Source organism: Paraburkholderia monticola, assembly GCF_001580545.1.
In the GTDB taxonomy this organism is placed as follows: Bacteria; Pseudomonadota; Gammaproteobacteria; order Burkholderiales; family Burkholderiaceae; genus Paraburkholderia; species Paraburkholderia monticola.
Window position 1 is genome coordinate 199,318 of the sequence record NZ_LRBG01000022.1, and the last position, 22,782, is coordinate 222,099.

Below are 22,782 nucleotides of genomic sequence, written 5' to 3' on the forward strand. Positions count from 1 at the left end.
CACATCATATGAGACTCACCACGAAAGGCCGTTTCGCCGTCACGGCGATGATCGACCTGGCGCTGCGCCAGGAGCAGGGCCCGGTGACGCTTGCGGGTATCAGCCAGCGCCAACACATCTCCCTGTCGTATCTCGAGCAGCTGTTTGGCAAGCTGCGCCGCCATGAAATCGTCGAGTCCGTGCGCGGACCGGGCGGTGGCTACAATCTCGCGCGCCGCGCCGAAGACGTGACGGTGGCCGACATCATCATCGCGGTCGACGAACCGCTCGACGCCACCCAGTGCGGCGGCAAAGGCACGTGCGAAGGCACCAAGCAGCACGACGGCCACTGCATGACCCATGAGCTGTGGTCGACGCTGAACCAGAAAATGGTCGAATACCTCGATTCGGTTTCGCTGAAGGATCTGGTCGACCAGCAGCGCTCACGCGAAGGCGCGCCAGCGGTGCTGCGCGACAGGCGCAACGATGCGCCGGCGGTCGAACCCGTCCGCGTGGCGCCCAAAGGTCCCAATTCCGTTTTCAACATGGCCGGTTCGTGAAGCGCGAAGCGAAATAGCACACCCCGCCGCAGTCCGAAATCGAACCCAGAAGCCAGAGCACATGACGTCCCCGGAGCAATTGATGAACAACGACTCTCTCCATCTGCCCATCTACATGGACTACAGCGCCACGACGCCGATCGATCCGCGTGTGGTGGACAAGATGATCCCGTATCTGCGCGAGCAGTTCGGCAACCCCGCGTCGCGTAGCCACGCTTATGGCTGGGACGCCGAGCGCGCGGTCGAGGAAGCGCGCGAACAGGTCGCCGCGCTCGTGAACGCCGATCCGCGCGAAATCATCTGGACCTCGGGTGCCACGGAGTCGGACAACCTCGCGCTGAAGGGTGCCGCGCACTTCTACAAGAGCAAGGGCAAGCACATCATCACGGTGAAGACCGAGCACAAGGCTGTGCTCGACACCTGCCGCGAGCTCGAGCGCGAAGGCTTCGAAGTCACCTATCTGGATGTCAGGGACGACGGTCTGATCGACCTCGACGCGTTCAAGGCGGCCCTGCGTCCCGACACGATTCTGGTGTCGGTGATGTCGGTCAACAACGAGATCGGCGTGATCCAGGACATCGAGGCGATCGGCGAGATCACGCGTGAGAAGGGCATCATTTTCCACGTCGATGCGGCGCAAGCCACCGGCAAGATCACGATCGATCTGCAGAAGCTGAAGGTCGACCTGATGTCGTTCTCGGCGCACAAGACGTATGGCCCGAAGGGCATCGGCGCGCTGTACGTGCGCCGCAAGCCGCGTATCCGCATCGAAGCGCAGATGCACGGCGGCGGTCACGAGCGCGGCATGCGCTCGGGCACGCTGGCTACGCACCAGATCGTCGGAATGGGCGAAGCGTTCCGTATCGCGCGTGAAGCAATGGCGACCGAAAACGAGCGCATCCGCATGCTGCGTGACCGGCTGTTGAAAGGCCTGTCGGAAATCGAAGAAGTGTATGTGAACGGCGACATGGAAAAGCGTGTGCCGCACAACCTGAACATCAGCTTCAATTTTGTCGAAGGCGAATCGCTGATCATGGCGGTGAAAGACGTGGCGGTGTCGTCGGGCTCGGCGTGCACGTCGGCCTCGCTGGAACCGTCGTACGTGCTGCGCGCGCTTGGCCGCAACGACGAACTCGCGCACAGCTCGATCCGCTTCACGGTGGGCCGTTTTACGACGGAGCAGGAAGTCGATTACGTGATCAACCTGCTGAAGACGAAGATTTCCAAGCTGCGCGATTTGTCGCCGCTGTGGGAAATGCACAAGGACGGGATCGATATTTCGACCATCCAGTGGGCCGCGCACTGACGCGCCAGCTGGGCGAATCGAACCTCGAACGATCATCGGATTGCAGGTTGAAACGAATCAAGGAGTGTAATCATGGCTTATAGCGACAAGGTCCTCGACCACTATGAAAACCCGCGCAACGTTGGTTCCTTCGCGAAGGACGACGACGCGGTCGGCACCGGCATGGTCGGTGCACCCGCCTGCGGCGACGTGATGAAGCTGCAGATCCGCGTCGGCGCGGACGGCATCATCGAAGACGCGAAGTTCAAGACGTACGGCTGCGGCTCGGCCATCGCCTCGAGCTCGCTCGTCACCGAATGGGTGAAGGGCAAGACGCTCGACCAGGCGATGTCGATCAAGAACACGCAGATCGCCGAAGAACTGGCGCTGCCGCCGGTGAAGATCCACTGTTCGATCCTCGCGGAAGACGCGATCAAGGCCGCGGTCGCCGACTACAAGCAGCGCCACGGCGAAGCAGCGGTTGTCGAAGACGGCAAGGCCGCCTGAGCAACCGGGTAAGAACGAAGTAACCGGTGAGAGCGGCGCGAATACACGCGCCGCGCCCGCTGGCAACTGAGAAACGTTATGGCAATTACGTTGACCGAAAAGGCAGTACAGCACGTCCAGAAGTATCTGACCCGCCGCGGTAAAGGCATCGGGTTGCGCGTCGGCGTGCGCACCACCGGTTGCTCGGGCCTCGCCTACAAGCTCGAGTACGTGGACGAACTCGCACCCGAAGATCAGGTGTTCGAGACGAGCGGCGTGAAGGTCGTCGTCGATCCGAAGAGTCTCGCGTATATCGACGGCACGGAACTCGACTTCGCACGCGAAGGGCTGAACGAAGGCTTCAAGTTCAACAACCCGAACGTGAAAGACGAATGCGGCTGCGGCGAGTCGTTCCGAGTCTAGGTTCGGTACTTTCCGCGTGCGGCGGATCAAAGGCGGCGCGGGCCGCCTTTTTAGTTTGATCCGCGCTCGGACTGACGCGCGCACCCCGGAAGGCCCAACGTTTCTCCACCACGCTTTTTGACTGCACTGCGGTGCGTTTTCATCAACGGACTTAATCCGATGGCCTCGCTGAACGACAGCCACTTCGACCTGTTTGGTCTGCCCGCGCAGTTCGCGCTCGATGCGAGCACGCTCGATCACGCGTACCGTACCGTGCAGGCGCAGGTGCATCCGGATCGCTTCGCGGCGGCCGGCGAAGCGCAAAAGCGTATCGCGATGCAATGGGCGACGCGCACGAACGAGGCCTATCAGACGCTGCGCGATCCGCTCAAGCGCGCGACCTACCTGCTGTCGTTGCGCGGCATCAACGTCGGCGCGGACAACAACACGGCGATGGAGCCCGCGTTCCTGATGCAGCAGATGGAGTGGCGCGAGAACATCGAGGACGCGGCCACGGCGAAGAACGTCGACGCGCTCGATGCGCTGCTCGTCGAGTTGCGCGACGAGGAACGTCAGCGCTTCGACAAGCTCGGTGCATCGCTCGACAGCGGCGCGAATCAGGCCGCGGGCGAAGCGGTGCGGCAGCTGATGTTCATCGAGCGCGTCGCCTCGGAAATCGACGCGCAGATCGAGCGGCTCGAAGGCTAGCGCGGCGCCGGCGAGCAGCAACCAAGCGGCAACGGTAGGCAGCGACGTAACAGGCGACGTACCAGGCGACAAACAAAAACGATAGCGGCCGCGCGCCGCGGCAGCACCCCCCAGCAACGCGAACATTCAGGACGGGGCACCACGTCCCCGAGAAGATCCAGATGGCCTTACTGCAAATCTCCGAACCCGGCATGGCGCCGGCGCCTCACCAGCGGCGTCTGGCGGTCGGTATCGATCTCGGCACCACCAATTCCCTCGTCGCCGCCGTGCGCAGCGGCCTGCCCGACGTGCTGCCCGACGAAGACGGGCACGTGCTGTTGCCGTCGGTGGTGCGTTACCTGGAACAGGGCGGCCGTCGCATCGGCCGCCGGGCCAAGGCGGAGGCCGCCAGCGATCCGCGCAACACGATCGTGTCGGTCAAGCGCTTCATGGGACGTGGCAAGGCCGAAGTGGAGGGCGCCGAAAATGCGCCGTACGACTTCGTGGACGCGCCCGGCATGGTGCAGATCCGCACGGTCGACGGTGTGAAGAGCCCCGTCGAAGTGTCGGCTGAAATTCTCGCGACGCTGCGCCAGCGCGCCGAAGACACGCTCGGCGACGAGCTGGTCGGTGCGGTGATCACGGTGCCGGCTTACTTCGACGAAGCGCAGCGCCAGGCGACCAAGGACGCCGCGCGCCTCGCGGGCCTGAACGTGCTGCGTCTGCTCAACGAGCCGACCGCGGCCGCGATCGCCTACGGTCTCGACAACGGTGCCGAAGGTTTGTACGCGGTCTACGACCTTGGCGGCGGCACGTTCGACCTGTCGATCCTGAAGCTCACGAAGGGTGTGTTCGAAGTGCTCGCGGCGGGCGGCGATTCCGCGCTCGGCGGCGACGACTTCGATCACGCGCTGTATCGCCATGTGCTCGAACAGGCCGGCATCGCACCGCGCACGTTGGCGCCGCAGGACGTGCGCCTGCTGCTCGATAGCGTGCGCGATGCCAAGGAGGCGCTCTCGAGCGCGCCGCAGGCGAGCCTCAAGCTCATGCTTTCCAACGGCACAGCGCTCGATCTGACGATCGACGAAGCCACCTTCGAGACCATCACGGCCGCGCTGGTGCAACGCACGTTGGGCCCGACGAAAAAGGCGCTACGCGACGCGAAGGTCACGACGAAAGAGATCAAGGGCGTGGTTCTGGTCGGCGGCGCGACGCGCATGCCGGTGATCCGCCGCGCGGTCGAGGCGTTTTTCGGCCAACCGCCGCTCGTCAATCTCGATCCGGATCAGGTCGTCGCGCTCGGTGCGGCGATCCAGGCCGACCTGCTCGCCGGCAATCGCGGCGCGGAAGGCGATGAGTGGCTGCTGCTCGACGTGATTCCGCTGTCGCTCGGCGTCGAGACGATGGGGGGGCTGACCGAGAAGATCATCCCGCGCAACTCGACGATTCCGGTCGCCCGCGCGCAGGACTTCACGACCTTCAAGGATGGCCAGACGGCGATGGCGATTCACGTCGTGCAAGGCGAGCGCGAACTGGTCAGCGATTGCCGCTCGCTCGCGCGTTTCGAGCTACGCGGCATTCCGCCCATGGCCGCGGGCGCCGCGCGCATTCGCGTGACCTATCAGGTCGACGCGGACGGCCTGTTGTCCGTGTTCGCGCGCGAGCTCGCGTCGGGCGTGGAGGCATCGGTCGTCGTGAAGCCGTCCTACGGCCTCGCCGACGACGACATCGCGCGCATGCTCGAAGACAGCTTTTCGACCGCGGAAATCGACATGCGCGCGCGCGCATTGCGCGAGGCGCAAGTCGAGGCGCAACGTCTCGTCGAAGCGACCGACGCGGCGCTCGCCGCCGACGCCGATCTGCTCGACGATGGCGAACGCGCCGAACTCGACGCGTTGCTCGCCGCGTTGCGCAACGTCGCGCAAAGCGATGACGTCGGCGCGATCGAAGCCGCGACGAAGGCGCTTGCCGAAGGCACCGACGAATTCGCGGCGCGCCGCATGAACAAGGGAATTCGCCGCGCGTTGTCGGGCCGCAAGCTCGACGAGATCTGAACGGGCGAACATTGCGAAAGTCGCGCGCACACGGCATGCGCGTTGCGTGAGCAAGCGTGCGACGCATGTCCAGTCCACTGACCAACCGCGACCACCCCACGAACTACCGGAGCGCGCCGCGCGGACTTAAAAAGTCCGCGTGACGCCAGTAAAATGGTACGGAGCCTGCACGCGGCATTAGCTGGCAGCCGCCGTGCCTCAGACCCAAACGGAAACTGTATGCCTCAAATCGTTGTGCTGCCTCACGTCGAACTGTGCCCGGAAGGCGCGGTGATCGATGCCGTTCCTGGCAAGAGCATCTGCGACAACCTGCTCGATAACGGTATCGAGATCGAGCATGCGTGCGAGAAGTCGTGCGCGTGCACGACCTGTCACGTGATCGTGCGTGAGGGTTTCGCCGCCTTGACGCCGTCCGAGGAAGACGAGGACGATCTGCTGGACAAGGCGTGGGGGCTCGAACCGGCTTCGCGCCTGTCGTGTCAGGCGATCGTGCCGGACGAACAGGATCTGGTCGTCGAAATTCCGCGTTACTCGATCAATCACGCAAAGGAAAACCACTAACAGGAGGGCGCCGCCATGAAGTGGACCGATACGCAAGACATCGCGATGGCTCTGACCGACAAGCATCAGGACGTCGATCCGCAGCAGGTGCGTTTCACCGACCTGCATCGTTGGGTGACCGAGCTCGAAGGTTTCGACGACGATCCAAACCGCTCGAACGAAAAGATTCTCGAAGCGATTCAGGCGGCGTGGATCGAAGACGCGGACTATTGAGCGTCTGTTAGCGCTTGCGCACCGAACTGCAAAGAAAAGGCGATTCCAATGGAATCGCCTTTTTTCATTGCCGCGGCGGGAAACACCGAGCCGGAAAGCACTGAGCGTCGGGCGCCGAGCCTAGTCGGCGACGAGGCCGCCGTTCTGGACCCGCACGCGCTCGCCGTCGTGGAACGGGGGCGCCGCCTGGTAGGTGAAGTAACGCGTCTTGCCGTCTTCCATATGCACGCGCACCGAATACGAGGCCGTGCTGCGCAGATGCTTTTCGACCGAGTTGCCCGCGAGGCCGCCGCCGAGCGCGCCGAGCAGCGTCATCGCGGTGCGCCCGCCGCCCGCGCCGAACTGGTTACCGACGACGCCACCGGCCACCGCGCCGCCGACCGCGCCAATCCCGGTGCCATGCCCCTCATGCCGAACTTCTGAAATCGCGACGACGGTGCCGCACGTCGAGCAATACGCGGATTGCGGGGCCGGCTGCTGCGCGTACTGCGCCGCTGCTTGCGGTTCGGGTGGTTGGGCGTACTGCTGTGCGGCCTGCGCCTGCTGTTGCTGTGCGTATTGCGGTTGCTGCGCCGGAGCGGGGGCAGGGGCGACCGGCACTGCTTGCTGAGCCTGAGCCTGCTGCTGCGGTTGCGCCGCCGGGTTGACCGGCGCAGCCGAATCGACGACGCCCGGCTGTTGCGTGCTGATTGGCGCGGCCTGCGTGTGATCGATTTGTGTGCCGTTGCTCGACGCCTTCGGGAACACGCCGGTGATCGCCGCGGTCGCGACGAGACTCGCGACGAGCACCGCGCCGGCGGCGACCGCGATCAACGGATGAAGACGACGTTGCTGCGTGGGTTGATGAGTAGGGTTGTCCATATTGGGCCTCCGTTTCTGACAGAGCCGACTGCTTGTGAGACCGAGTGTCGGGCAATTCGATTCGGGGAGCGTTTCAATTTGTAACCTGTGCGGTGACAACCGCGGGCGTGCACGGTGCCGCAAAACACGGCGCGCCGTGGTGTTCGCAAGCTTTTGAAATCATTGCGGCCACGGCGACTTGCGCTCGAACACGCAGCTTTTACCGCTGGTTACAAACCATCCGAAGCAGAAAACGGTCCCGCCAGGCGAAAAGGCGCGGCATAAAAAAACGCCCGGCATAAACCGGGCGTTCTTCGCAACCATGTCGTCGCGCGCGAGGCGCAACGATCGTTAGCGCCTGGCGCCGCTCAATCTTCGCGACGCAGATGCGGGAACAGGATCACGTCGCGGATGCTCGGGCTATCGGTCAGCATCATGACCAGTCGGTCGATGCCGATACCGCAGCCGCCCGCCGGCGGCATGCCGTATTCGAGCGCACGGATATAGTCCGCGTCGTAGAACATCGCTTCCTCGTCGCCGGCGTCTTTCTGGTCGACCTGCTTCCTGAAGCGCGCGGCCTGATCTTCCGGATCGTTCAGTTCTGAGAAGCCGTTGGCGATTTCGCGGCCCGTGATGAACAGCTCGAAACGCTCGGTGATGCCTTCCACCTTGTCCGACGCGCGCGCGAGCGGCGACACTTCGATCGGGTAATCGATGATGTAGGTCGGCTCCCACAATTGCGACTCGGCCGTCTCTTCGAACAGCGCCAGTTGCAGCGAGCCGACGCCCGCGTTCAGGAACTGCGGCTGCGATGCATCGACGCCGAACTTCTTCAGCTCGGCGCGCAGGAACGTGCTGTCGGCGAGTTGCTCGTTCGTGTATTGCGGCGCGTATTTCTGGATCGCCTGGGTGATCGTGAGTCGATGGAACGGCTTCGACAGATCGAGCTCGCGGCCCTGATAGGTGATGGTGGCCGTGCCGAGTGCGTCGATCGCGGCCTGGCGGATCAGCTGCTCGGTGAAGTCCATCAGCCACTTGTAGTCGGTGTAGGCGGCGTAGAACTCGATCATCGTGAATTCCGGATTGTGGCGCACGGACACGCCCTCGTTACGGAAATTACGGTTGATCTCGAACACGCGCTCGAAGCCACCGACCACCAGACGCTTCAGATACAGCTCCGGTGCGATGCGCAGGAACATCTGCATGTCGAGCGCGTTGTGATGCGTCGAGAACGGCTTGGCCGCCGCGCCGCCCGGAATCGGGTGCAGCATCGGCGTTTCGACTTCCATGAAGTTCGCGTCGGCCATGAACTTGCGCACCGACGCGATCGCCTTGGTGCGCGCGACGAACGTGCGGCGCGTTTCCGGCGTGACGATCAGGTCGACGTAGCGCTGGCGGTACTTCATCTCCTGGTCGGCGAGGCCGTGGAACTTGTCCGGCAGCGGACGCAGCGACTTCGACAGCAGACGCAGCTCCGTGCAGCGCACCGACAGCTCGCCCTTGTTGGTGCGGAACAGCACGCCACGCGCGGCGACGATGTCGCCCATGTCCCACTTCTTGAACGCGTCGTACGTGTCCTGACCGACGTCGGCCGGCGTGATGAAGAACTGGATCTGACCCGAGCCGTCGCGTACGGTCGCGAAGCTGGCCTTGCCCATCACGCGTTTCAGCATCATGCGGCCGGCGATCGCGACTTCGAGCGGATTCGCTTCGAGCGCTTCCTTATCGGTGTGCTCGTATTGCGCCTGCAGATCTTCGGCGTGGTGCGTGGGACGGAAATCGTTCGGATAGGCGACGCCTTGCTCACGCAACTCGCGCAGCTTCTCGCGGCGCTCGGCGATGATCTTGTTGTCGTCCACTTCGGGCACGACAGTCGGCTGGGCCGCATTCGGCTGGGTCGGTTCAGTCATGATGATTTGGTATTCGGTGGTCCGTCGCGGCGTGTGCCGCGCTCGGGAAGCCAGTCAGTGTAAAACCTCAGGCGGTACTGGAAAAACAGCGAAGAAACTGCGCGAAAGCCACTCGGCGGCAACAACCAAACAGCGCGGCCCCGCAAGGTGAACGAGGCACGCGCCGTGCGCGCTTACACGCCCTGTTTCAGGCTCGCGCTGATGAACGGATCGAGGTCGCCGTCGAGCACGCTCTTCGTGTTGCTGATTTCGACGTTGGTGCGCAGATCCTTGATGCGGCTGTTGTCGAGCACGTACGAGCGGATCTGATGGCCCCAACCCACGTCGGTCTTACCGGCTTCGAGCTTGTCCTGCTCGGCCTGACGTTTGCGGATTTCCGCTTCGTACAGGCGCGATTTCAGCATCGCCATCGCTTCGGCGCGGTTGCGGTGCTGCGAGCGGTCGTTCTGGCATTGCACGACGATGCCCGACGGCATGTGCGTGATCCGCACCGCGGAGTCGGTCTTGTTGATGTGCTGACCGCCCGCGCCCGAAGCGCGGTACGTGTCGATGCGCAGATCGGCCGGATTGATGTCGACTTCGATCGAGTCGTCGATTTCCGGGTACACGAACACCGACGAGAACGACGTATGCCGGCCGCCCGACGAGTCGAACGGCGACTTGCGCACGAGGCGGTGCACGCCGGTTTCGGTGCGCAGAAAGCCGTATGCGTACTCGCCTTCGATCTTGATCGTCGCGTTCTTGATGCCGGCGACGTCGCCTTCGGTCTGCTCGAGCACTTCGGTCTTGAAACCTTTGCGCTCGCAGTAGCGCAGATACTGGCGCAGCAGCATCGACGCCCAGTCGCACGCTTCCGTGCCGCCGGCGCCGGCCTGAATGTCGAGAAAGGCGTTGTTGGGGTCGGCCGGGTTGGCGAACATCCGGCGGAATTCCATGTCGGCAACGCGCGCTTCGATGCCCTGGGCGTCGCCCTCGCAGGCGAGCAGCGTCTCGTCGTCGGCTTCTTCGCGCGCCATGTCGAACAGGTCCTGCGCGTCGCGCACGTCGTTCGTGATCGACGTCAGCTTGCCGACCGTGTCGTCGAGCAGCTTCTTTTCCTTACCGAGTGCCTGGGCGTGCTTCGAGTCGTTCCAGACGTCCGGGTCTTCGAGTTCCCGGTTGACTTCGATTAGACGCAGTGCTTTGTCGTCGTAGTCAAAGATACCCCCGTAGGTCGTCCGCGCGCTTGCGCAGGTCGGCCAGAGAGGCTTCGATCGCGTTGAGACGTTCCGCTTCCATGTCGATCTTCTATTCTGCGTAAAAAGGAGAAATTATAGCCGATCGGCACGCGGCGCCGGAGCCTCACGGGCGCTCCGGCGCGTGTTCGCGGTTGATTTTGCGGAAGATTTCAGCTCGCCGCGTGCTCGACGATCAGTTGCACGCGCGACACGCCGTTCCACGTGTCGCTCGCGAGCCGGTAGGCGACGGTGGTGCGTGCGGGCAGCGTATCGGTGTGATTGAACCAGATCGCGTTGAAGCGCTGGCGGCCGCGCAGCAGTTGCAGCTTCAGATGCTTGTCCTTCACGAGCGCCTGCGAGGCGACCTCGAATTCGCCCGAAAACACCGGCGCCGGAAAGCCCTGGCCCCACACGGCCGCATCGAGCATCTCGACGAATTGCGGCGTGAAGTACGCGTCTTCGAGCTCGCCGTCGGTTTCGATCGTGCGCGCGAGCACCTCTTCGGACAGCCATTCGCGGCCCACCGCCTCGAACGCGGCCGTGAAACGCGGCACGTCGGCGGCCGCGATCGTCAGGCCGGCCGCCATTGCGTGGCCGCCGAATTTGACGATCAGGTCCGGTTCGCGCTTCGAGATCAGATCGAGCGCGTCGCGCAGATGGAAGCCCGCAATCGAGCGGCCCGAGCCCTTGACGAGCACGCCGGTCTCGTCGGCCGGCGCGAACGTGAACGACGGGCGGTGGAACTTCTCCTTCAGGCGCCCCGCGACGATGCCGATCACGCCCTGATGCCAGCCCGGATTGAACAGCGTGATCGTGGTCGAGCCGGCGGGATCGACCGTGGCGAGGTCGTCGAGTGCCTGCTGCTGCATGCCGGCCTCGATTTCGCGGCGCTCGCGGTTCATCGCGTCGAGCTGTTGCGCGAGCTCCCAGGCGCGGCCGACGTCGTCGGTCGTCAGGCATTCGATGCCGAGCGACATGTCCGACAGCCGTCCCGCCGCGTTCAGGCGAGGCCCGAGCGCGAAGCCGAGGTCGAAGCCCGACGCGTTGCGCGCATCGCGCGCGGCGGCGCGAAACAGCGCGGCGATACCCGGCTGCATGCGGCCACGGCGGATGCGCTGCAGACCTTGCGCGACCAGCACGCGGTTGTTGCCGTCGAGCTTGACGACATCGGCGACGGTGCCGAGCGCGACCAGGTCGAGCAGGCCATCGAGGCGCGGCTCGGGCAGCGCGTCGCCGAACGCGCCGCGGCGGCGCAGCTCCGCGCGCAGCGCGAGCAGCACGTAGAACATCACGCCGACGCCGGCGAGGCACTTGCTCGGGAACGTGCAGCCCGGCTGGTTCGGATTGACGATCGCGCGAGCGACGGGCAACGCGTCGCCGGGCAGGTGGTGGTCGGTGACGAGCACGTCGATGCCGAGCGCGTTGGCCGCCGCGACGCCGTCGACGCTCGCGATGCCGTTGTCGACGGTGATCAGCAGATCGGGCTTGCCGGCCGCGCTGCGCGCCGCCAGCTCGACGATCTCCGGCGTGAGCCCGTAGCCGTGCTCCATGCGGTTCGGCACCAGGTAGTCGATGCGCGCGCCGAACATCCGCAGCCCGCGCACGGCGACCGCGCAGGCGGTCGCGCCATCGCAGTCGTAGTCGGCGACGACCAGCATGCGGCGCTGCTGCTGCAACGCGTCGGCGAGCAGGACGGCGGCCGCGTCGCAGCCCTTCATTTCGGCGGGCGGCACGAGCCGCGCGAGGCCGGTTTCGACGTCTTCGGGCAGGCATACGCCGCGCGAGGCGTACAGGCGCGCGAGCACGGGGTGCAGGCCGCAGCGGGTCAGCACGTCGGCGTCGACGGGAGAGCAGGAGCGCGTAACGATTCGGGTCATGCTAAAGGGCCGTGGATCATTCGATGAAAAGCGAGGCCAGCACGCGCCGCCGCCAGAATTTGCGCAAGTCGCCGCGCGTGACGGTCAGCGTCACCGAGCCGGTGTCGCCGCACAGCGTGAGGCCGAGTTCGGCCAGTTCGCCCGACTGCAGCGCCGCGAGCGCGGGCTCGAACCAGTCGGTCTGCAGCGTGGCGAACGCCTGGTTCCAGCGCGCCCAGTCCTGTTCGATATAGGGCGCGGAAAACGGATCGAGTTCGATGAGCGTGGCGCCGCTGCCTTTGGTCGCGCCACGCCGTGCCGTCGACAGTTCGCCGTACGACGCCGGCGGCGCGCCCGTCGCGACCCCCGCGCTCAACGCGAGACCGCGCGTCGCGGCGGCATCGGACAGCACCTGCGCGAACGGACTGCGCACCGGCCGCGCCGCGCCCTGCGCGTGAAACCAGATCGAGTTGACGGCCGGCAGCCCGCGCGCCTCGCGCGCTTCGTTGACCGGATGCTCGAACCAGGCCATCTGCACTTCGTTCTGCAGCTTCATCCATGCGCGTGAGCGCTCGCCGGAATGCGCTTCGTGCGGCAGCCAGATCTCGATGTTGCGGCCGCTCGCGCGCAACGGCGAGGCGCCCGCGAGCGAACCGAAGGCGTCGCTCGACAGATACCAGCGCACCGGCTTCGGAGCTTCGATGCGCACACCGAGCTCCTCGATCAACGGACGCGCGATCGCGAGCAGCGTGCCCGCTTCGTCGTCCGACAGATCGAGCGAGGCGGGGTCGATCAGCACCAGGTGGTCGTGCGCGATGTGCACATGCACCGGCTGCACGCAGGCCCACGTCGCGCTGCCGGGCTCGCCGCCGTCGGCGCGCAGCATGTAGGGCGCGAGCGGGGCTTCGTCCGCGGCCGCGGCGGCATCGGGCAGCGCGCCGAATTGCCGCGCGACCCAGCGCTCGTGCGGCAGCGTGCGCTGAAAATCCTCGCCGATCACGCGTTCGACGAGCGTCGCGCGTGCGATCAGCCTGTCGAGGGCGGGACTGCGGATGTCATGAAGCGCGGTGGAGGCATCGGCAGCGGCGGGCAGCGCGAAGGGCAGCAGAAGATGGAGGCGGTCGGCAGGCATGATGGTGCGCATTGTAGGGCAAACGGTGCGAGTATTTCGACGCGGGGCGGCCGGTGGGTCGCTAGCGTGCGCGAGGCACGTCCTTTGCGCGGAGCGGCGGCATTGTGTGGCAAACTTCGCGCTTGATCGCCGGATGCGGCGCTGGGCGTGGCAGGGCGGCGCGCGACGCCGCCGCACCTTGACGCGCCCGCCGAGCCGCACGGCGGCGTGGCGAGCGAGGAACGATCCGCGCCGCCGCGAGCCCAACGATCACGACGTCCGGGCCGCACGGCGGACGTTCGATTTCCGTCGCGAGCGGCACACAGTCGAAGAACGCACACAAGGATTCGCTTGAAATTTCCCTACGAATGGCAGATCGGCTGGCGCTACACGCGCGCCGGCAAACGCACGACCGGTAACGGCTTCATTTCGTTCATCGCGCTGGTGTCGATGTCGGGCATCGCGCTTGGCGTCGCGGCGTTGATCGTGGTGCTGTCGGTGATGAACGGCTTTCAGAAAGAGGTGCGCGACCGCATGTTGTCGGTGCTCGCGCACGTCGAGATTTTTTCCCCGACCGGGTCGATGCCCGACTGGCAGCTGACCGCCAAAGAAGCGCGCCAGAACAAACAGGTGATCGGCGCGGCACCCTACGTCGAGGCCCAGGCGCTGCTCACGCGCCAGGACGCGGTGAGCGGCGTCGCCCTGCGCGGCGTCGAGCCGACCCTCGAGCCCGAAGTGTCCGACATCGGCAAGGAAATGAAGGGCGGCAAGCTGACCGACCTCGTGCCGGGCGACTTCGGCATCGTGCTCGGCGCGGACCTCGCGGCCAATCTCGGCGTGCAGTTGAACGACAAGATCACGCTCGTCGCGCCCGAAGGTACGATCACGCCCGCCGGCATGCTGCCGCGCCTGAAGCAGTTCACGGTGGTCGGCATCTTCGAGTCGGGCCATTACGAATACGACAGCACGCTCGCGCTGATCAATATCAAGGATGCGCAGGCGCTGTTCCGGCTGCCCGCGCCGACCGGCGTGCGCTTGCGCCTGACCGACATGCAGCGCGCGCCCGAAGTCGCGCATCAGCTCGCGCGCACGCTGTCGGGCGATCTGTACATTCGCGACTGGACCCAGCAGAACAAGACCTGGTTCTCGGCGGTGCAGATCGAAAAGCGCATGATGTTCATCATCCTGACGCTGATCATCGCCGTGGCGGCGTTCAATCTGGTGTCGTCGCTGGTGATGACGGTGACCAACAAGCAGGCCGATATCGCCATCCTTCGCACGCTCGGCGCGCAGCCCGGCTCGATCATGAAGATCTTCGTCGTGCAGGGCGTGACGATCGGCTTCATCGGCACGGCGACCGGCGTCGCGCTCGGCTGTCTGATCGCGTGGAGCATACCGTGGCTCGTGCCGATGATCGAGCATCTGCTCGGCGTGCAGTTCCTGCCGCCGTCGGTGTACTTCATCAGCGAGCTGCCGTCCGAGCTGGTGCCGGCCGACGTCGCGCGCATCGGCATCATCGCGTTCGTGCTGTCGGCGCTCGCCACGCTCTATCCGAGCTGGCGCGGCGCGAAGGTCCGTCCGGCGGAGGCGCTGCGCTATGAATGACGTCCTCGTCCATCCATCCACCGATTCATCCATGACCGCTCAGGATCCCGCGTCGTATCCGTACGTGCTCGAAGCCACCGGCATTTCCAAATCATTCGTGCAGGGCGGCCTGAACGTCCAGGTGCTCAACAACGCACAACTCGCCGTGCGGCGCGGCGAGAAGCTCGCGATCGTCGGCGCGTCGGGCTCCGGCAAGAGCACGCTGCTGCACGTGCTCGGCGGTCTCGACGATCCGAGCGCGGGGCAGGTGTCGGTGCTCGGCAAGCCGTTCACGAAGCTCTCCGAGCGCGAGCGCAACGACCTGCGCAATCGCGCGCTCGGCTTCGTGTATCAGTTTCACCATCTGCTGCCCGAGTTTTCCGCGCTCGATAACGTCGCGATGCCGCTGCGGATTCGTCGCGAGACGACCGAAGTCGCGCGCCGCGAGGCGCTCGCGGTGCTGGAGCGCGTCGGCATGGGCCACCGCGCGAAGCATCGGCCGGGCGAGCTGTCGGGCGGCGAGCGCCAGCGCGTCGCGATCGCGCGCGCGCTCGTCACGAAGCCCGCCTGCGTGCTCGCCGACGAGCCGACCGGCAACCTCGACGGCGGCACCGCCGACACTGTGTTCAACCTGATGCTCGAACTGTCGCGCACGCTCGAAACGAGCTTCGTGATCGTCACGCACGACCCGGAACTGGCGGGCCGCTGCGACCGCATCATGCGGCTGCGCGACGGCGTGCTGCACGAAGAGCCGCCGGTGCCGGTCTGAATGCGGTCCGGCACGGTCGTTGCGGATTGGCTGCGATGACTGACGGCCACCGCGGAGCGCCTGGCCGCCTGCGGCCCGGCCCCACTGCCAGCGAGACCTTCCATGTGGATCGATACGCACTGCCATCTCGACGCTTCGGAGTTCGACGCCGACCGTGACGCGGTCGCGGCGTCCGCGCGCGAGGCGGGCGTGTCGCGCATCGTGATTCCGGCGATCGGGCGACAGAACTTCGCGACGGTGCGCGAGCTCGCGCATCGCGTCGAGGGCGGGGCGTACGCGCTCGGCATTCATCCGCTCTTCACGCCGCACGCCGTCGATGCCGACCTCGACCTGCTGCGCATGGAGATCGAGGCGAGTCTCGACGATCCGCGCTTCGTCGGCATCGGCGAGATCGGGCTCGACTATTTCGTCGACGGTCTCGACGATGCGCGCCAGCAGTTCTTCTACAACGGCCAGTTGCAGCTCGCGCGCGAATTCGATCTGCCAGTGATCTGCCATGTGCGCAAATCGCAGGATCAGGTGCTCAAGGGATTGCGCCGGCACCAGCTCCATCGCGGCATCGCGCACGCGTTCAACGGCAGTTTCCAGCAGGCCCAGGCTTATATCGATCAGGGCATGCATCTTGGTTTCGGCGGCAACCTGACGTTCGAGCGCGCGCGGCAAATCCGGCGACTTGCCGAGCAGTTGCCGTTCGATGCGCTGGTCGTCGAGACCGATGCGCCCGATATCGCCCCATCGTGGATGTACAAGCAGCGCAATTCGCCCGAGCAGATTCCGGCGATCGGCGCGATTCTCGCGCAACTGCGCGGTGTCTCATCCGACGCAGCCGCCCTAGGCACAACGGCTAACGCGCTCGCCGCGCTGCCGCGACTCGCGCTTTCCTCTGCATAATCGATTCCGTTGGTTGAGAGGGTTCGCGCCGGGCGACGCCCATGCCCGGCGGGCTCGCTGCTGCCCGTTCGCCGGCGCGTGACGACGTCCGGCGCCAGCGGCGCGGAGGGCGGATGCGGGCGGTCTGGTGCGGGTTTGCGTTGGGAGTGATCTGGCTGCAGCGGCAGGCGGCGTTGCCGGGTATCGGCGGATGGTGGGCGTGCGTGGCGGCCGGCTGCGTGGCGCTGGGCGTTGCGGTGTGGGGGTTGCGTGGCGACGGGACAGGTGTCGCATGTGAGCGGGAAGCTGCGGACGGGCGTGGCTTCGGGCACGAGTTCTCCCGCGAGGGATGGCGCGCGTTCCGCGTGCGGCGGGTGGTCGGATGGAGCGCCGTGTGGTGCGCGGCGTTCAGCGTCGGCTTCGGCTATGCGGCCATGCGCGCGCAAACGCGGCTCGCGGTGAGCCTGCCGCACGCATGGGAAGGGCGCGATATCGAGGTCGTCGGCAGTATCAAGGGTTTGCCGACGCACGGCGACAAAGGCGAGCGCTTCCTGTTCGACGTCGAGACGAACGATGCGCGGCTCGCCGCTTTTCCGCGCGTGATCCAGCTCGCGTGGATCTCGCGCGACGTGCCGGCCCCGCGGCTCGAACCGGGCGAGCGCTGGCGTCTGACCGTGCGCCTGAAGCGCCCGCATGGCAACGCGAATTTCGGCGTGCGCGATGCCGAGGCGAATCTGCTGGCCCGCAACGTCCGCGCGACCGGCTACGTGAGCGCGCCGGAGCGCGCGCGGCACCTCGTCGGTCACGCGCGCGGATTCGCCGTGCTGGTCGACCGCTGGCGCGCCGCGCTGCGTGCGCGGATCGACTCGGTGCTCGCCGCCGCGCCGCATCGCGGCATCGTCATGGCGCTCGCGATCGGCGCGCAGGACCAGGTGAGCCCCGCCGACTGGCAGCTGATGCGCGGCACCGGCACGAGTCATCTGGTGGCGATTTCGGGGTTGCATATCGGCTTCGTCGCGGGGCTGGCCGGCTGGCTCGCGGCAGCGGTGTGGCGCCGCTCGGGGTGGCTCGGCCGCCACTGGCCGCTGCGCTTGCCCGCGCAGCTCGTCGGCGTGACGCTCGGCACGATGTTCGCCGCGCTGCATGCGGCGCTCGCCGGCTTTAACGTGCCGGCGCAACGTGCGTTGTGGATGGCCGCGCTCGTCGCGCTGGCGTTCGTCGGTGGCCGGCAGCTGGCGCGCTCCACGGTGCTCGCCTGGGCGCTCGGGCTCGTGCTGCTGGTCGATCCGTGGGCGGTCGTGTCGGCCGGATTCTGGCTGTCGTTCTGCGCGGTCGGCGCGATCCTGTTCGCGATGTCCGGGCGGCCGCGTCGGCGGGGTGCTCAGGCGTCCCGCGATGATCCGGACGAAGAGGGCAGCGGGGCGCGGACCTGGTGGCAAGGATTGCGTGCGACCTTGGCGCGGCGTCTGCGGGCGCTGGTCGAACGGCTGCGCAGCGCCGCGCACGTGCAGTACGCGGTGACGGTCGCGCTCGCGCCGCTGACCGCTTACTGGTTCGCGCAGATCCCGCTCGTCGGCCCGCTCGCGAACGCATTCGCGATTCCGTGGGTGAGCGCGCTGGTCACGCCGACGGTACTCGCGGGCGTGGCGTTGCCCGCGCCACTCGATGCGCTTGCATGGCGCGCCGCGCACGCGCTGCTCGACGGTCTCGTGGCCGGCTTGCAGCTGTTCTCCGGGCCGCGCTGGTCGCTCTGGTGGTTGCCGCAGCCGCACGCGTGGGCACTCGCCTCGGCGGCGCTCGGTGCGCTGTGGTGTCTCGCGCCGCGCGGCTGGCCGTTGCGTTGGGCCGCGCCGCTGACGTGGCTGCCGCTGCTGCTCCCCAGCGCGGACGGTGCCCTTGCCGAGCCATCGGGGGCGTTCCGTCTGACTGCGCTCGATATCGGGCAGGGCACGTCGGTGCTGGTACAGACCGCGCATCACGCGTTGCTGTTCGATACGGGGCCCGGTCCGGAATCGACGCACGCGGGAGAGCGTGTGGTGGTGCCGTTCCTGCAGGCGCAAGGGGTGACGACGCTCGATACGCTGATGATCAGTCACGCCGATTCGGATCACGCGGGCGGCGCGCCGGCCGTGCTCGAGGCGATCGAGGTGCGTCAGCTGGTGGCCGCACTGGAGCCGGACCATGCGTTATGGCCGATGGCGACGCAGCATGGCGCGCAGACGCTGCCGTGCGTGGCGGGGCAGCGCTGGCAGTGGGACGGTGTCGAATTCACCGTGCTGTGGCCGGACGCCGGGGCGCTGACCGGCAAGCCGAACGATCATTGCTGCGTGTTGAGGGTCAGCACCTTGCCGACGCGAGCCAGTACGAATGCGCCGCGCTATACGGCCCTGCTGACCGCCGACATCGAGGCGTCGACCGAACGCGCGTTGCTCGCGCGCGATCGCGACCTGCTGCGCGCGCAAGTGCTGGTGGTGCCGCATCATGGCAGCAAGACGTCGTCGACCGAGCCGTTCCTCGACTCTATCGATCCGTCCATCGCGTTATTTCAGGTAGGCTACGAAAATCGCTTTCATCATCCCAATGCGGGCGTGTTCGCCCGCTACGTGGCGCGCCATATCGAGCTCGCGCGCAGCGATCGCGACGGCGCGGTGCGGGTCGACGTCGATCCGGTCGCGCCGGGCGAGGATGGCGCGGCGCTCGAGCTCGAGCGCTATCGCGACACGCAGCGCCGCTACTGGAAGGAGCAGTGAGCGCCACGGCGCGCAAAGCAGAAACGATCGGCGGTATGAGCAGCGGCAAAGCACGCCCACGAGCAAAAAACACAACGGAGATAGCCGCAGTTGAAAAACATCATCCATTTCTCGCACGCGAACGGTTTCCCGGCCTCGACTTACCGGACCATCTTCGCTGAACTCTCCGACGACTACGACGTGCGCTTCATCGAGCGGATCGGCCATGATCCGCGCTTTCCGGTCACTCAGGACTGGCCGCATCTGGTCGAGCAACTGCTCGACGACCTGGCACGCAGGTACGAGCAGCCGGTGTGGCTCGTCGGGCATTCGCTCGGCGGCTATCTGTCGCTGATGGCGGCGCTGAAAAAGCCGCAGTGGGTGCGCGGCGTCGTGATGCTCGACTCGCCGGTGATCGCCGGCTGGCGCAGCAGCATGCTTCGCGTGTCGCAATGGACGGGGCTCGACGAGCGGCTCTCGCCCGCCGCCGCGACGCGCACGCGGCGCACCCAGTGGGCGAGCCGCGACGAAGCCTGGCGGCACTTCCATTCGAAGCCCGCGTTCGCGCGCTGGGACGAGCGCATGCTGTCCGACTACATCGACTTCGGCATTCCGCAGAATTCACCCGACGGCACCCGCATGCTCGCGTTCGATCGTCGCACCGAATACCAGATCTACCGGACCCTGCCGCATACGCTCGGCGCGCGGCTCGCGCGCGGCGCGCCGGTGCCGGTCGGGTTCATCGCCGGGACCCGCTCGAAGGAAATCCGCCAGGCCGGTCTCGACGCGACGCGCCGCGCGACCGGCGGGCACGTCGAGTGGATCGAGGGCAGCCATTTGTACCCGATGGAAAAGCCGATCGAAACTGCCCGCGCGGTGCAGCGCATGCTGCGCGAACTGGAGCGAGGCGCCTGACGCGCAGCGCGCGCGAGGCAGCATCCGCGCGCGGCGGGGCGGTCGTTTTTTGCTGGGTCGGGACCATCCTTTACGGTATAATCCGTTTTTCCCGCGAGCATCCAGCGATGACCAAATATGTTTTCGTCACCGGCGGCGTAGTATCTTCCCTCGGCAAGGGTATTGCCGCCGCTTCCCTCGCCGCGATCCTCGAATCGCGCGGCCTTAAAGTCACCCTCCTCAAGCTCGATCCCTACATCAACGTCGACCCCGGCACGATGAGCCCGTTTCAACACGGCGAAGTGTTCGTGACGGAAGACGGAGCGGAAACCGACCTCGACCTTGGCCACTACGAGCGCTTCATCAGCACGAAGATGCGCAAGGCCAACAACTTCACCACGGGCCAGATTTACGAATCGGTGATCCGCAAGGAACGCCGCGGCGATTATCTCGGCAAGACCGTGCAGGTCATCCCGCACATCACGAACGAAATCCAGGCATTCGTCGAGCGCGGCGCAGCATCTGCGACGTGCGGCGAGCCGGATGTCGCGATCGTCGAAGTGGGTGGCACGGTGGGTGACATCGAGTCGCTGCCGTTCCTCGAAGCCGCGCGTCAGATGAGCCTGCGCCTCGGCCGCAACAGCGCGTGCTTCGTGCACCTGACGCTGGTGCCCTGGGTTGCCACGGCCGGCGAGCTGAAGACCAAGCCCACCCAGCACAGCGTGCAGAAGCTGCGCGAGATCGGTATTTCGCCGCACGTGCTGCTGTGCCGTGCCGACCGCCGTATTCCGGACGACGAGCGCGCGAAGATCTCGCTGTTCTCGAACGTGCCCGAAGACGCGGTGATTTCCGTGTGGGACGCGGACAGCATCTACAAGATTCCGCAGATGCTGCACGACCAGGGTCTCGACGCGATCATCTGCGAAGAGCTGAGGCTCACGCCGAAGGCCGCGGATCTTTCGATGTGGTCCGACCTGGTCGAGAAGCTGCAGAACCCGAAGCACGAAGTGACGATCGGCATGGTCGGCAAATACGTCGATCTGACCGAGTCGTACAAGTCGCTGATCGAAGCGCTGCGCCATGCGTCGATGCATACGTCGACGCGCGTGAACATCGAGTACATCGACTCCGAAGAGATCGAAACGCAAGGCGTCGAGAGCCTCAGGCATCTCGATGCGGTGCTCGTGCCGGGCGGCTTCGGCCGTCGTGGCACCGAAGGCAAGATCAACGCGATCCGCTATGCACGCGAAGCGAAGGTGCCGTATCTCGGCATCTGCCTCGGCATGCAGCTCGCGGTGATCGAATTCGCGCGCGACGTCGTCGGTCTGAAGGACGCGAACAGCACCGAGTTCGATCAGGAAACGAAAAACCGCGTGGTCGCGCTGATCACCGAGTGGTACGACCGCGAAGGCCGCGTCGAGAAGCGCACCGAAGAGTCGGATCTCGGCGGCACGATGCGCCTCGGCTCGCAGCGCTGCCCGATCAAGCCGGGCACGCTCGCCGAAGAGATTTACGGCACGGATGTGAACGAGCGTCATCGTCACCGTTATGAGGTGAATAACCGTTTCGTGCCCCAGCTCGAAGCCGGTGGCCTCATCATTAGCGCCCGTACCCCGAGCGAGGATCTGCCTGAAATGATGGAACTGCCGCGCAGCATGCATCCGTGGTTCGTCGGCGTGCAGTTCCACCCGGAATTCACGTCCACGCCGCGCGACGGCCATCCGCTGTTCAAGTCGTTCGTCGAAGCGGCGCTCGCGCATCAGCAGTCGAGGGTCGAGGAGAAAGCATGAAACTGGGCGATTTCGAAATCGGGCTCGACAAGCCGTTTTTCCTGATCGCCGGTACCTGTGTCGTCGAATCCGAACAGATGACGATCGACACGGCCGGCCGCCTGAAGGAAATCTGCGCGAAGCTGAACATCCCGTTCATCTACAAATCGTCGTACGACAAGGCCAACCGCAGTAGCGGCAAGTCGTTCCGCGGACTGGGTATGGACGAAGGTCTGCGCATCCTGTCGGAAGTGAAGCGCCAGCTCGGTCTGCCGGTGCTGACCGATGTGCACGCCGAGCACGAGATCGAGCAGGTCGCGTCGGTCGTCGACGTGCTGCAAACGCCCGCGTTCCTGTGCCGTCAGACCGACTTCATCCATGCGTGCGCGCGCTCGGGCAAGCCGGTCAACATCAAGAAGGGCCAGTTTCTCGCGCCGCACGACATGAAGAACGTGATCGACAAGGCGCGCGACGCCGCGCGCGAAGCGGGTCTGTCCGAAGACCGCTTCATGGCGTGCGAGCGCGGCGTGTCGTTCGGCTATAACAACCTCGTGTCGGACATGCGTTCGCTCGCGATCATGCGCGAGACCAACGCGCCGGTCGTGTTCGACGCGACGCACTCGGTGCAGTTGCCGGGCGGCCAGGGCACGAGCTCGGGCGGTCAGCGCGAATTCGTGCCGGTGCTCGCGCGCGCCGCGGTCGCGGTCGGCGTCGCTGGCCTCTTCATGGAAACGCATCCGAATCCGGCGCAAGCGAAGTCGGACGGCCCGAACGCCGTGCCGCTCAATCGCATGGCCGACCTGCTCGAGACGCTCGTCACGCTCGACCAGGCCGTCAAGCGCGGGCCGTTCCTCGAAAGCGATTTCAACTGATAAAGGCGTGCGCCGCGTGTCACGATTGCGTTCGATAATCGGCAAGCGGCGTTTTCGCACAATGGCGGTCGAACGTATTGGCGCGCGAGTTGTCTGTCGGGGAGACCGGCGGGTGTGCAATACAGTGTCACAGT

Annotated in this window: 20 protein-coding genes; 15 read left to right on the forward strand and 5 right to left on the reverse strand. The window is 65.9% G+C overall.

Annotated features, from left to right (window positions below; genetic code table 11):
- The first annotated feature begins 8 nt into the window (after window positions 1-8).
- The 8 genes from iscR (at window position 9) to iscX (ending at window position 6,227) form a co-directional block, all read left to right on the forward strand.
- Window positions 9-539, forward strand: coding sequence for a Fe-S cluster assembly transcriptional regulator IscR (iscR, locus tag CI15_RS17750; protein WP_008922038.1), 531 nt, complete (start codon window positions 9-11; stop codon window positions 537-539).
- 82 nt (window positions 540-621) lie between these two features.
- Window positions 622-1,845, forward strand: coding sequence for an IscS subfamily cysteine desulfurase (locus CI15_RS17755; RefSeq protein WP_062129610.1), 1,224 nt, complete (start codon window positions 622-624; stop codon window positions 1,843-1,845).
- A gap of 72 nt (window positions 1,846-1,917) precedes the next feature.
- Window positions 1,918-2,331 carry a Fe-S cluster assembly scaffold IscU gene (gene iscU / locus CI15_RS17760; protein WP_062129611.1) on the forward strand — a complete coding sequence of 138 codons (414 nt, stop codon included), beginning with the start codon at window positions 1,918-1,920 and terminating at the stop codon, window positions 2,329-2,331.
- A 78-nt stretch (window positions 2,332-2,409) separates the two neighbouring features.
- The gene (gene iscA / locus CI15_RS17765; protein ID WP_062129612.1) at window positions 2,410-2,733 is read left to right on the forward strand and encodes an iron-sulfur cluster assembly protein IscA; all 324 of its coding nucleotides are present in this window, start codon (window positions 2,410-2,412) and stop codon (window positions 2,731-2,733) included.
- A 159-nt stretch (window positions 2,734-2,892) separates the two neighbouring features.
- Window positions 2,893-3,420 (forward strand): Fe-S protein assembly co-chaperone HscB, encoded by a 528-nt coding sequence (gene hscB / locus CI15_RS17770; protein WP_062129613.1) that lies wholly within the window; start codon window positions 2,893-2,895, stop codon window positions 3,418-3,420.
- Window positions 3,421-3,581: 161 nt separating this feature from the next.
- Entirely contained in the window at window positions 3,582-5,453 is a 1,872-nt protein-coding gene (gene hscA, locus CI15_RS17775; protein ID WP_062129614.1) for a Fe-S protein assembly chaperone HscA, read from the forward strand.
- 219 nt (window positions 5,454-5,672) lie between these two features.
- A complete protein-coding gene (gene fdx, locus CI15_RS17780; RefSeq protein WP_062129615.1) occupies window positions 5,673-6,014 on the forward strand; it encodes an ISC system 2Fe-2S type ferredoxin in 342 nt (113 codons plus the stop codon).
- Between the two features lie 15 nt (window positions 6,015-6,029).
- A complete protein-coding gene (gene iscX, locus CI15_RS17785; protein ID WP_013588918.1) occupies window positions 6,030-6,227 on the forward strand; it encodes a Fe-S cluster assembly protein IscX in 198 nt (65 codons plus the stop codon).
- A 120-nt stretch (window positions 6,228-6,347) separates the two neighbouring features.
- On the opposite strand, the gene CI15_RS17790 is transcribed toward iscX, so the two are convergent.
- The 5 genes from CI15_RS17790 to CI15_RS17810 all read right to left on the reverse strand — a co-directional run bounded on the left by CI15_RS17790 (window position 6,348) and on the right by CI15_RS17810 (window position 13,194).
- Window positions 6,348-7,088 carry a glycine zipper 2TM domain-containing protein gene (locus CI15_RS17790; RefSeq protein ID WP_062129616.1) on the reverse strand — a complete coding sequence of 247 codons (741 nt, stop codon included), beginning with the start codon at window positions 7,086-7,088 and terminating at the stop codon, window positions 6,348-6,350.
- Between the two features lie 347 nt (window positions 7,089-7,435).
- Window positions 7,436-8,977: a lysine--tRNA ligase gene (lysS, locus tag CI15_RS17795; RefSeq protein WP_062129617.1), complete on the reverse strand. Its 1,542-nt coding sequence runs from the start codon at window positions 8,975-8,977 to the stop codon at window positions 7,436-7,438.
- A 173-nt stretch (window positions 8,978-9,150) separates the two neighbouring features.
- A protein-coding gene (prfB, locus tag CI15_RS17800) for a peptide chain release factor 2 (protein WP_153041134.1) occupies window positions 9,151-10,255 on the reverse strand; the annotation gives its coding sequence in 2 pieces (ribosomal slippage) (window positions 9,151-10,173 and window positions 10,175-10,255; 1,104 coding nt in all).
- A gap of 109 nt (window positions 10,256-10,364) precedes the next feature.
- Complete coding sequence (recJ, locus tag CI15_RS17805; RefSeq protein WP_062129618.1) at window positions 10,365-12,071, reverse strand: single-stranded-DNA-specific exonuclease RecJ; 1,707 nt, start codon at window positions 12,069-12,071, stop codon at window positions 10,365-10,367.
- A 16-nt stretch (window positions 12,072-12,087) separates the two neighbouring features.
- Window positions 12,088-13,194 carry a hypothetical protein gene (locus CI15_RS17810; RefSeq protein ID WP_062129619.1) on the reverse strand — a complete coding sequence of 369 codons (1,107 nt, stop codon included), beginning with the start codon at window positions 13,192-13,194 and terminating at the stop codon, window positions 12,088-12,090.
- Window positions 13,195-13,512: 318 nt separating this feature from the next.
- Between CI15_RS17810 and CI15_RS17820 the strand changes: the two genes are divergently transcribed.
- The 7 genes from CI15_RS17820 to kdsA all read left to right on the forward strand — a co-directional run bounded on the left by CI15_RS17820 (window position 13,513) and on the right by kdsA (window position 22,648).
- Window positions 13,513-14,766 (forward strand): lipoprotein-releasing ABC transporter permease subunit, encoded by a 1,254-nt coding sequence (locus CI15_RS17820; protein WP_062129621.1) that lies wholly within the window; start codon window positions 13,513-13,515, stop codon window positions 14,764-14,766.
- Between the two features lie 31 nt (window positions 14,767-14,797).
- Window positions 14,798-15,514, forward strand: a complete 717-nt coding sequence (gene lolD / locus CI15_RS17825) for a lipoprotein-releasing ABC transporter ATP-binding protein LolD (protein ID WP_420915863.1) — start codon at window positions 14,798-14,800, stop codon at window positions 15,512-15,514.
- A gap of 102 nt (window positions 15,515-15,616) precedes the next feature.
- Window positions 15,617-16,405: a TatD family hydrolase gene (locus CI15_RS17830; protein ID WP_062129623.1), complete on the forward strand. Its 789-nt coding sequence runs from the start codon at window positions 15,617-15,619 to the stop codon at window positions 16,403-16,405.
- 113 nt (window positions 16,406-16,518) lie between these two features.
- Window positions 16,519-19,134 (forward strand): DNA internalization-related competence protein ComEC/Rec2, encoded by a 2,616-nt coding sequence (locus tag CI15_RS17835; protein WP_062129624.1) that lies wholly within the window; start codon window positions 16,519-16,521, stop codon window positions 19,132-19,134.
- 90 nt (window positions 19,135-19,224) lie between these two features.
- Window positions 19,225-20,028 carry an alpha/beta fold hydrolase gene (locus CI15_RS17840; protein ID WP_062129625.1) on the forward strand — a complete coding sequence of 268 codons (804 nt, stop codon included), beginning with the start codon at window positions 19,225-19,227 and terminating at the stop codon, window positions 20,026-20,028.
- A gap of 107 nt (window positions 20,029-20,135) precedes the next feature.
- Window positions 20,136-21,797 carry a CTP synthase gene (locus CI15_RS17845; protein WP_062129626.1) on the forward strand — a complete coding sequence of 554 codons (1,662 nt, stop codon included), beginning with the start codon at window positions 20,136-20,138 and terminating at the stop codon, window positions 21,795-21,797.
- A complete protein-coding gene (kdsA, locus tag CI15_RS17850) occupies window positions 21,794-22,648 on the forward strand; it encodes a 3-deoxy-8-phosphooctulonate synthase (RefSeq protein ID WP_013089801.1) in 855 nt (284 codons plus the stop codon). Before CI15_RS17845 ends, kdsA begins: the two co-directional genes overlap by 4 nt.
- The last annotated feature ends 134 nt before the right edge of the window (window positions 22,649-22,782 follow it).